6 protein-coding genes are annotated in these 9,535 nt (G+C 43.1%); 2 read left to right on the top strand and 4 right to left on the bottom strand.

Annotated features, from left to right (window positions below; translation table 11 throughout):
- Window positions 1-219: 219 nt before the first annotated feature.
- From HWQ44_RS31080 to HWQ44_RS31070, 3 genes are all read right to left on the bottom strand, one after another.
- Window positions 220-2,211: an MASE1 domain-containing protein gene (locus HWQ44_RS31080; RefSeq protein WP_292725958.1), complete on the bottom strand. Its 1,992-nt coding sequence runs from the start codon at window positions 2,209-2,211 to the stop codon at window positions 220-222.
- 694 nt (window positions 2,212-2,905) lie between these two features.
- Window positions 2,906-3,472, bottom strand: coding sequence for a phycobiliprotein lyase (locus tag HWQ44_RS31075; protein ID WP_292725957.1), 567 nt, complete (start codon window positions 3,470-3,472; stop codon window positions 2,906-2,908).
- 75 nt (window positions 3,473-3,547) lie between these two features.
- Window positions 3,548-4,228, bottom strand: a complete 681-nt coding sequence (locus HWQ44_RS31070) for a HEAT repeat domain-containing protein (RefSeq protein ID WP_292725955.1) — start codon at window positions 4,226-4,228, stop codon at window positions 3,548-3,550.
- A 735-nt stretch (window positions 4,229-4,963) separates the two neighbouring features.
- On the opposite strand from HWQ44_RS31070, the gene infC reads away from it, so the two are divergent.
- Entirely contained in the window at window positions 4,964-5,497 is a 534-nt protein-coding gene (gene infC, locus HWQ44_RS31065; protein ID WP_292725953.1) for a translation initiation factor IF-3, read from the top strand.
- Between the two features lie 445 nt (window positions 5,498-5,942).
- The gene (locus tag HWQ44_RS31060; protein WP_292725951.1) at window positions 5,943-8,954 is read left to right on the top strand and encodes an MFS transporter; all 3,012 of its coding nucleotides are present in this window, start codon (window positions 5,943-5,945) and stop codon (window positions 8,952-8,954) included.
- A 74-nt stretch (window positions 8,955-9,028) separates the two neighbouring features.
- On the opposite strand, the gene HWQ44_RS31055 is transcribed toward HWQ44_RS31060, so the two are convergent.
- The gene (locus tag HWQ44_RS31055) at window positions 9,029-9,499 is read right to left on the bottom strand and encodes an NAD(P)-dependent oxidoreductase (protein WP_366931408.1); all 471 of its coding nucleotides are present in this window, start codon (window positions 9,497-9,499) and stop codon (window positions 9,029-9,031) included.
- Window positions 9,500-9,535: the final 36 nt, after the last annotated feature.

The raw sequence follows: 9,535 nt of genomic DNA, 5'->3' as shown, positions 1-9,535 counted from the left end.
CCCTGCTCCCTGCTCCCTGCTCCCTGCTCCCTGCTCCCTGCTCCCTGCTCCCTGCCCCCTGCTCCCCTGCTCCCCTGCCGTCTTAATGATAAGTCTTGAACCGGACACGATATAATTTATTCTTTGGTAGTCCCTTAAGTCTGATGATTTTTTGCCATTAGCTCGATCATTTGCAGACAATCATCGGCGATCGCATTTTCAGTGCCAAGATGCAATTACTCAAGCAATCCTCTTAGCTTTTACAGGAATCTCAATCACAAACTTTGTGCCTTGCCCTATTGTGGAGTCACACCAAAGATTACCGCCATGCTTTTCAGTCACAATCTGATAGCTTATAAACAAACCCAAACCAGTGCCCTTACCAACGGGCTTGGTGGTGAAGAAAGGATCAAATAGTTTAGAGCGAATTTCTTTTGAAATGCCTATTCCATTGTCAGAAATTATAATCATCACTTGGTTTGTATCGATTTTACGAGACTGAACGCAGATAGTATTGGGGTTGGCTAAAATGTCTTGGAACGAACGCCCCTGATTAGATTCTTCTAATGCATCAACAGCATTGTTTAAAAGACTCATAAACACTTGATTCAGGGAGCCAGCATCACATTCAATCAGTGGTAACTGACTATACTCTTTAATAATTTGGATTTCAGGGCGATCGCCTGTCGCTTGCAATCGATGTTGCAAAATCACCAAGGTACTATCAATCCCTTCATGAATGTCTACCGCTTTCAATTCTGATTCATCCAAGCGCGAGAAATTCCGCAGCGATAATACAATAGTATCGATGCGCTCAGTACCAATTTTCATGGACTGAAGAATCTTGGTCATATCTTCCCGTAAAAAGTCCAGTTCAAGTTTATCCAATTCTGCGTGCAGGGCTTGAGGTGGATTGGGATAGTGCTGTTGGTAAGCTTGTAATGCTCTCAACAAGTTTTGGATATACTCAGAAAGATAAGTTAAGTTGCCATGAATAAAACTAACCGGGTTATTGATTTCATGGGCAACCCCTGCCACCATCTGTCCCAATGCAGACATTTTTTCACTCTGAAGCATCTGCAATTGAGTCCGTTTCAATGTTTGTAGAGTTTGCTTCAGAGTCGTATTCTTTTCATTCAATTCTTCAGTTCTCTGCTGAACTCGAACTTCCAGAGTTTCATTGGTTCTGGCTAATTCAGCAAAAGCTAAACGCAACTTGGTTTCTGCTTGTGCTCGTTCTGCGATCGTTGCTGTCAGCACAAGAATTGTCAGTGTAATCACGCCAATAAACGATTGCAGTTGCATCAAAGATTGGTTGAGATCCGCAGCCACAAAACCACCTTTGCCATTGACAGTTGCGATTACTGCGATCGTAGCCACAATAAAAGTTAACAGCGTTGCACCCGGTTGCCCTAGTCGAAAGGCAGACCAGATCAACATCGGAATCAACATATACTCCAGGTGATATCCCTTATCAAAAGCAACTCTGCCGACGAGAAAGACCAACCCGATCAAGATAATTGGCTCTACGATTAACGAGAATCTTAAACGGCGTGAGTTTGCTAGGGAATATCGAATATGAGGAGGATTTTCAGAATCCTCTGAGGTTGAACTGAGCGATAACCATTGCCAGATTGAATGTCGGTTTTTTTGAATGAATTGCCCCCAACTAAGCAGAATTGGGCTGACGATAAAAATTCCCGAAACATTAGAAATCCACCAGGTTAACCAGACTGCCCCATACGTAGTCCAGGGAACCTTACCACTCAAAGCCAAGCAGGCCACTCCAACAGTTGCATTGATGATCGGCCCCACCATGCTGGTTAAGATTAAAAACTTGAACACTTCGGTGACACGTTCTAAGGGATAGTGAAGGTTGGTAGTTTTCCGTAGCAGGAAGCTACCTAACAGAGTCCCCAAGGTTGTTCCGATCGCAATTCCCAGAACTGGTAGGGTTGAAATCACCAGAGATAAGAAACTTGTTGGATCTTGGAACGCCCAGAAGTTGGCGAGAAATGAACCCAACAAAACACCGTACCCGATCCAGTTACCAAACAACAGAACAGCCCCAGCAGCAATTCCATCCGGGGGCCAAACTGGAGTCACATTCTGGGGTGTGGAGGCAAGATGCCGTGAAATTTCAGCCATCCCATAGTAGGCGATCGCCAAAACAAGGATGCCTCCGATTTGTCTTAGCCTATAAGGGAATATAGGGAATTTTTGTTGAATCATCTGTTTAATGGCTGCTTGATATCAACGTTACTTGTCTTTACATAGAATGCCCTTTCCCCTTAAGGCCGGAACATAAAGCAGCCATGAAAGTAGTTTACAAAGAGCATTCAAATAAGCGGTTCGTCAAGTTGGTATTCAAAAAAAGGTGGATTGTCATACATTTCATCATAGTTTCCCTACCCATTTACTGCAAAATGGCTATAACATCCGCCCAGTAAAAGAATAACTCAAAGACAAAGATGTAAAAACTACAATGATTTATACCCACGTTCTTAACCGTGGTGGAAAATCTGTCCGCAGTCCCCTAGATTAGAGATAATATTTCCAAAGCAATAACTCTCAAAAGCCATGACTCAAACCATACCCAAGTTAGTAACCTTTGATGAATTTGTCGATTGGCTGGTGTGATGTAGCGTTTTAATTCGTAAACAGATGCTGAATAGAGAAGAGAGCTAGTAAATGGTGCGATCGCAACTGAGAAAATTAAATAAATTTATACCAGCAAAGCAAATAAAAACTTTCACTAATTCCAACCTATCTCAATACTGCTCGGTTAAGAATATCGTAGGTTGAGCTTAAGCATTACCCAACAAACCCCGCAAAATGTTGCTTAATGCTCCGCTCAACCTACACAGGATTGCAACCCATATCTACTTTATTCCCCCAGAAACGGGGGGAATATTTTGTTATCAAACTAACTCGATACTGAATTAGCCGCTTCCGAAGCCTTCTCGGCTGGTGGAAATCCACCCATGCGAATCTCAGAAGTGAAGGAAGTGATACTAAATCCACCAAAACTCTTGAGGACATTTACCCGCATTCGCAAATTGGGGCTAGCAAACCACAGGCGCTCCTCTGACGATATGGTTTCATCCTCTATAGTTAAGATCAAAGCCCCATCGCTGTCAATTTTATAGCGTCCGGCAACTGGAGTTTTATTGACATCAACTATTTCTCGCAGTAACTTGCCTTGGGCCGGATTATCCGCATCAGGTACCGAAACTAACACAGTTGAACCACTGTGTTTTACTTGATCCTTTTCCATTGTCCCGTTCCAGGTAATTTTAGTAGCACAGGAAGCAGAACTAGGATTAATTTTGTACTGTTGACACAGTTTGATCGCTTCTGGGTGATCTACTGCCAGCGTCTCAATGATGATGTCTGACTTGCTATTTTCAGATTGGTTAAAAGCCAAATATTGACTAGTCCGATGAGAAAACCATTTACCAGCACTTAACTGAAAAAACTCTTCAATATTCATGAATGAAATTACCCTGCATCAAAATGCTAAAATTCCCACTTAATTATTATTAAAAGGTAGCAGGAGGCTTTAATATTAAGCTTGATCGCCTATTTCCTCAAGCTTCTTGAGGCCAATTCTGGCTGCCTCAGCAACATTGAAATGATTGTCTTTTTCCAAGTATTTTAAAGCTGAGACACTCTTAGGAGTGGGAAGATTTCCCAAGGCTTCTGCCAAACGTTGCCTTACTAACCAATCATCCGATTGGGCAAAGCGCAGGATCTGATCGACAGACTCAATATCTTGAATTTCTCCCAGTGCAGAGATTGCAGCTTGTTGCAACACTACTTCTTTACTATCCAATGCCTGAAGAAGAATTTGACGGGCCCGGGGATCTTTAATATTACCTAGAGAAACGGCTGCACTAAAGCGTACTAGCCAATCAGTATCTTCATAAAATGCCCGCGACAGCACCTCAAAGGCTCTGGCATCACCCAAATATCCTAAGGCCCCAGCGGCATCAGCACGGATACCATAATCTGGATCATTTTCGAGAATTTTGACCAAAATTGAATAACATTCTGACGTCGGCTTGATTCCGAGGGCAAATATTGCCATCGATCGCAGTTGCAAAGATTCGTCGTCTAGTACCTTTTTAATCAAAGGGACTGCATCCTCAGGGGGAACATTACGCAGATTAGCAAGGGCTACCATGCGATCGCGTAAATTTGGACTTTCTAACTGAGTAGAAATTTCTTGTAAGCTTAGAGCTGCCATTTAGTTCAAAGCGTTTTCTTTACTTATCTTAATTTACCTGATCCGTTGATTAGCCTGTCGCCATAGTGAAGTAGGAGTTTGGCGACTTTACAAAATGCCTCGATTATGATTTGAAGATAAACAAATGTTACATAAATCCGGCGAGTCAGCTTATTCCTTCCATGTATGGGATGAATCGCCCCTGGCCGTCTTGGTCACTAATTATTAGTGCCGAGTGTACGAAAATCGTGAAAAACGTACTAATGACTTCGATTTACCCACAACTTGAAGTTGTGGCATGAGTTACTTCCCGCTTGATTGTGTATTGAATTTAGCAGTCAGATCTAACACTTAGAAGTGTCTGAGGGATGAAGAGAAGACTTGGGTAACAGGCATAGGTTAGGGGTGTGACTGTTAAATACAGCGTCAAACCTTGAGGAGAATCGTAATGGTTCAAACTGCCCCACAAAAGCCTCAATCCCCTAAACCAATTGTTGCTGTGATCGTCAAAAGTATTGCGAAATAATTGTAATAATATTTAACATGGTCTAGGTTGTGTAATTTAGATTAACTATTGCAGAGAAATTATCTCAGAGTGAGTAGAATGACAAATACAACGAGGCAACTATTTTATGGATTAGTTACCCTAGAACTGGAGACCATGTTTTCAGTTCTGAGTTACTTCTGTATTTTGCCTCTGAGGCATACCAATCTAGACCACACCAAATCCTTCATTAAGAGCTCCCACAAATCATAATGCCTGTGATTGAGAAGAAAAGAACTCGCGATCTGCCCCAAATTAACGAACGAATTCGTTTCCCGAAAATTCGAGTCATTGACACTGACGGTGCTCAACTGGGAATTATGCCCCCACAGGAAGCACTACAACTAGCAGAAGAGAAAGAGCTAGATTTGGTCTTACTCAGTGACAAAGCTGACCCGCCAGTTTGTCGGATTATGGATTACGGGAAATACAAGTTTGAGCAGGAAAAAAAGGCGCGGGAAGCCCGGAAAAAGCAGCACACAGCTGATGTCAAAGAAGTTAAGATGCGCTACAAAATAGAAGAACACGACTACAACGTGCGTGTTAAGCAAGCAGAGCGCTTTTTGAAAGATGGCGATAAAGTCAAAGCGACTGTGATGTTCCGGGGTCGAGAAATTCAACACAGCGACCTAGCAGAAGATTTGCTCAAGCGAATGGCAACTGATTTGGAGCCTTATGGTGAGCTTCAACAAGCGCCTAAAAAAGAAGGGCGAAACATGATGATGCTCATCTCGCCTAAAAAATAATTCTCTAACTGTTTAATAGACTAAGTTTGAAAATCCCCTAGCTAGAAGTGAGGGGATTTTTTCATTTTCCTTTGAATGCCAATATGCACCCAAAGTTCTAAGGTCGTTTAAATTTATCTAAAATCGATAGTCCTGAAGCCTGAGTGGGAAACATAATACTCAGTCGCTCAGGACTTTTGCTATTTCCAGGAGATAGGGATGAGGGCAATACGGTTAGGTTAACAAAGTTATCTGTTGAGGCGAGCAGAGGGAGCAGGGGGAGAAGAGAAGCAGGGGGAGAGAAATGCTAATAACTAACTCTCTTTCCTCCGCTACCCCCCTTGCCCCCCTGCCTCCCCTGCTTATCCGAACCTATCGGGGATAAGGGGGACAAGTATTTTCTTCTCCTGCCCTCCCTGCTTCCCCACTCCCATTGCGTGGTGATACTACCAGAAAATAAAACTGCATGGAACTGAAAAATTACTGGTTGGCTACAAATAAAGGTGTTCTAACACGACTACTACAGTGGGTGAATCTCCGACCAGAGGAGAGCGAACGAACTCAGATAATGTTTATTTTTTACACAACTGTATGTGTAGGATTGCGATGGGCAGAGGACAGCACAGTGGCGCTGTTTTTGGATGAGTATGGAACTCACCTACTACCGTGGATGTATATTGCCAGTGCCGCGATGAGTGCCGGACTGGTTTTTTTATACTCTTGGCTGCAAAAGATTTTTCCCTTACGTCGGGTAATTGTGGCGATCGCACCTTGCATGTTGATGCCATTAGTTTTATTAGTTGTATTACGTTGGGGATCGCATTTTTCCTACCTGGCAGTTATTTCGGTATTTTTGCTCCGGCTGTGGGTAGATGCACTTTATGTAGTCAATGACCTCAACATCTCCATCGTCGCCAACCAACTATTTAACATCCGGGAAATTAAGCGCACTTACCCACTGGTGAGTAGTGGTCTTTTAGTAGCAGATGTGATCAGTGGCTTTAGTTTGCCTTGGCTAGTGCAATACACCACGCTGAATAAGATCATCCTCATCGCCTGTGTAGTGATTTTATTAGGATCGGGGATTTTATTCTATTTAACTCATCGCTATCGAGCAGCTTTTCCTGAAACCCCACAAAGAGTGATTCCTGAAGACCAAGCTTCCCGACAGCGGTTTATCAAAAGTCCGCTGAAGCGCTATGTCTGGCAGTTGTTTGCTTTTGTGGGTCTGTTGCAAGTCATTGGATTGTTAATAGATTTTCAGTATTTACGCGAACTCCAATCCAATTTGGGCGACCGAGAACTTGCCAGTTTCTTAGGTCTTTTTGGTGGGATGTTGGGACTATGTGAGTTGTTGTTGCAGTGGTTTATTTCCAGCAGACTCATCGAACGAATGGGAGTCTTTTTCACTGCCACGCTTTTACCAATCACTGTAGGCTTTTCACTACCAGGTGTGCTGATATTGCTGCATTTAATTCCAGCCATCCAATCGCAAAGCTTTTTCTGGGGTTTGATAATTGTCAAATTCTGTGATGAACTTCTGCGCTACACCTTTGTCATGAGTAGCGGCCCCATCCTGTACCAACCGATTCCAGAAGCAATTCGCAGCCGGATGCAGACTTTATCTGGCGGAACAGCCGAAGCGATCGCAACAGGTTTGACAGGAGCGGTAATTTTTGTAACTCTATTGTTTTGTGGGCGGTTTGTACCCGTACCACTGCAAAAGTGGGTGTTGGTAGCAGAAACAATGCTGATAGCTGGCACCTGTTTAACAGTAGTTTGGGAATTGCGATCGCGCTATGTTGAGCTGTTAGTCTTGAGTGTGGCACGGGGTCACTTGAGTGCAACTAATGTGGGCTTACGCTTCTTTAAGCAGGGAGTAGTCAAAGCTTTAGCAGAAAAAGGCAGTGATGCTGATAAACGCTCTTGCATTGAACTTTTAGCCCAAATGGATTCCCAAGGAGCTGCGGAAATTTTAGCACCTCTACTAGTGAAGTTAACCCCAGATTTGCAGCGCCAAAGTTTAGAAGTGATGCTGATGGGAGGTGCAAATCCTGCTTATCTACCCACCATCCGTCCTTTACTAGAAGAATCCCAAGAAACTAACCCCGAAGTTTTTGCTTTAGCGTTGCGCTACGTTTGGTTGGCTGAACCAAATCCCAATTTAAGCCTCCTAGAAGGATACCTAAACCCCCGACAAAACTCACTTATCCGCGCTACCGCCGCCGCTTTAGTCTTACGCCAGGGAACGCCCATGCAAAAGGTAGCAGCTACTAAAACCATGCGCCGGATGTTGACTCATAAGCAAGAACGGGAACGGGTAAATGGAGTGAGAGCGCTCAGAGAAGCAGTCTATTTGCAGGCGTTGCGGATTCATATCCCAAATTTATTACAAGATGAGTCATTACGGGTGCGCTGTGCCGTATTGGAAATGATCGCAGCAACCCATTTAGAGGAGTACTATTCGGCACTGATTGCAGCACTTTATTACAAATCAACCCGCACTACAGCAATGTCATCCCTAATGCGTCTAGAAAATGAAGCTCTAGAAATGCTGTTGCGATTGGCTACGAATATTTACAAACCGGAAGTAGTGCGGATGTACGCTTGGCGCACCATTGCTCAAGTCGGTACTCAGCAAGCCTTGGAGACTTTATGGGAAAACTTGGAGACATCTTGGGGTACTACTAGGGATCATATTCTTCGTAGCTTACTAAAAATACATAAACAACCAGGAATTACAGGTTTAGTGGATCGGTTTTATGAAAGTCGGGTAGAAAATTTAATCAAGCAGGAATTAAAATTTTTAGGTGAAATTTACGCCGCATACATAGACTTTAAAACATTAGACCAAAAAGAAAATTATCAATCCAGTGAGAGGATTGTGATTGTCTCTGAGTTACTGCAACGCGCCCTTTTAGAATTGGAATTGGATGTCAAAGAACGACTTTTACTGCTACTGAAACTGCTTTACTCGCCAGAAAAGATGCAGGCAGCAGCATTTAATCTGCGATCGCTCTCAGTGGTAAACTTAGCGCGGGGGTTAGAAATCTTAGAACATACCGTAACTTTGTCTTCAAAGTCTTTGTTGCTGAATATTTTAGATAATCGACCGCAGCCAGAAAAATTGCAATATCTTGTCGAAGCCAAGATCGGAGAATATGAGAATATGGTAGTTAGCGATCGCCTCCACAGATTGCTGATGTTGGGTAACTTTCTTTCTGACTGGTGCCTAGCTTGCTGTTTTCATTATGCTCAAGTAACTCGCATCCGACTAACCAGTTCTGAGATTTTAGTGAGTTTGCGTCATCCAACCGGCTTTGTCAGAGAAGCTGCGATCGCATACTTGAATATGGTTTCACATCGCGTTCTCTTGCAAATTCTACCCCAATTACAAAAAGATCCACATCCTTTAGTCGCCGCTCAAGTTAAAGAGTTGCTCGAAAAATACCAGTTAAAAAATTACAATTCTAATTGAAGAATAACTATTTCTGTTTGTATGGGCATTGAAGTTACATTCCCACTGACAAGCGGGTGTGAATGTAAGTACGATCAATAAATTTCAGGGTTAACGCAATAAGCCAAACGATCGCCTCTCAATCCCGCGATTAAGTTAGCGATCGCCATTGTTGCCATTTTTGAGCGCGTTTGACGGCTAGCACTGCCAATATGAGGTGCAATAATTAGATTATCTAGAGTCAACAACAGGCTATCGCTGGGAATCGGTTCTGGTTCAGTGACATCCACAGCCGCAGCCGCAATTTGACCACTTGCAAGGGCGCGATACAGAGAATCTGGATCTACAATAGTTCCTCGCGCTGTGTTAATCAAAATAGCCGATCGCTTCATCAACTCAAATTGGCGATCGCTAATTAGATGATAAGTATCATCAGCAGATGGTGTATGTAATGTCACAAAATCAGATTTTTGCAGCAAGTGTTCTAACGTAGTAAACTCTACACCTAAAGATTGTTCTAATTCTGAGTTACATCGTTGCCTACTCGTATAGAACCCATTTGACATCTAAGAAGGTGCAGCAAGCCTCTTAACCATCAACCG

It is taken from the genome of Nostoc sp. JL34, assembly GCF_017114945.1.
In the GTDB taxonomy this organism is placed as follows: Bacteria; Cyanobacteriota; Cyanobacteriia; order Cyanobacteriales; family Nostocaceae; genus Nostoc.
The sequence above is the reverse complement of the archived record's forward strand: the minus strand, read 5'-3'. Positions and strand labels throughout refer to the sequence as shown.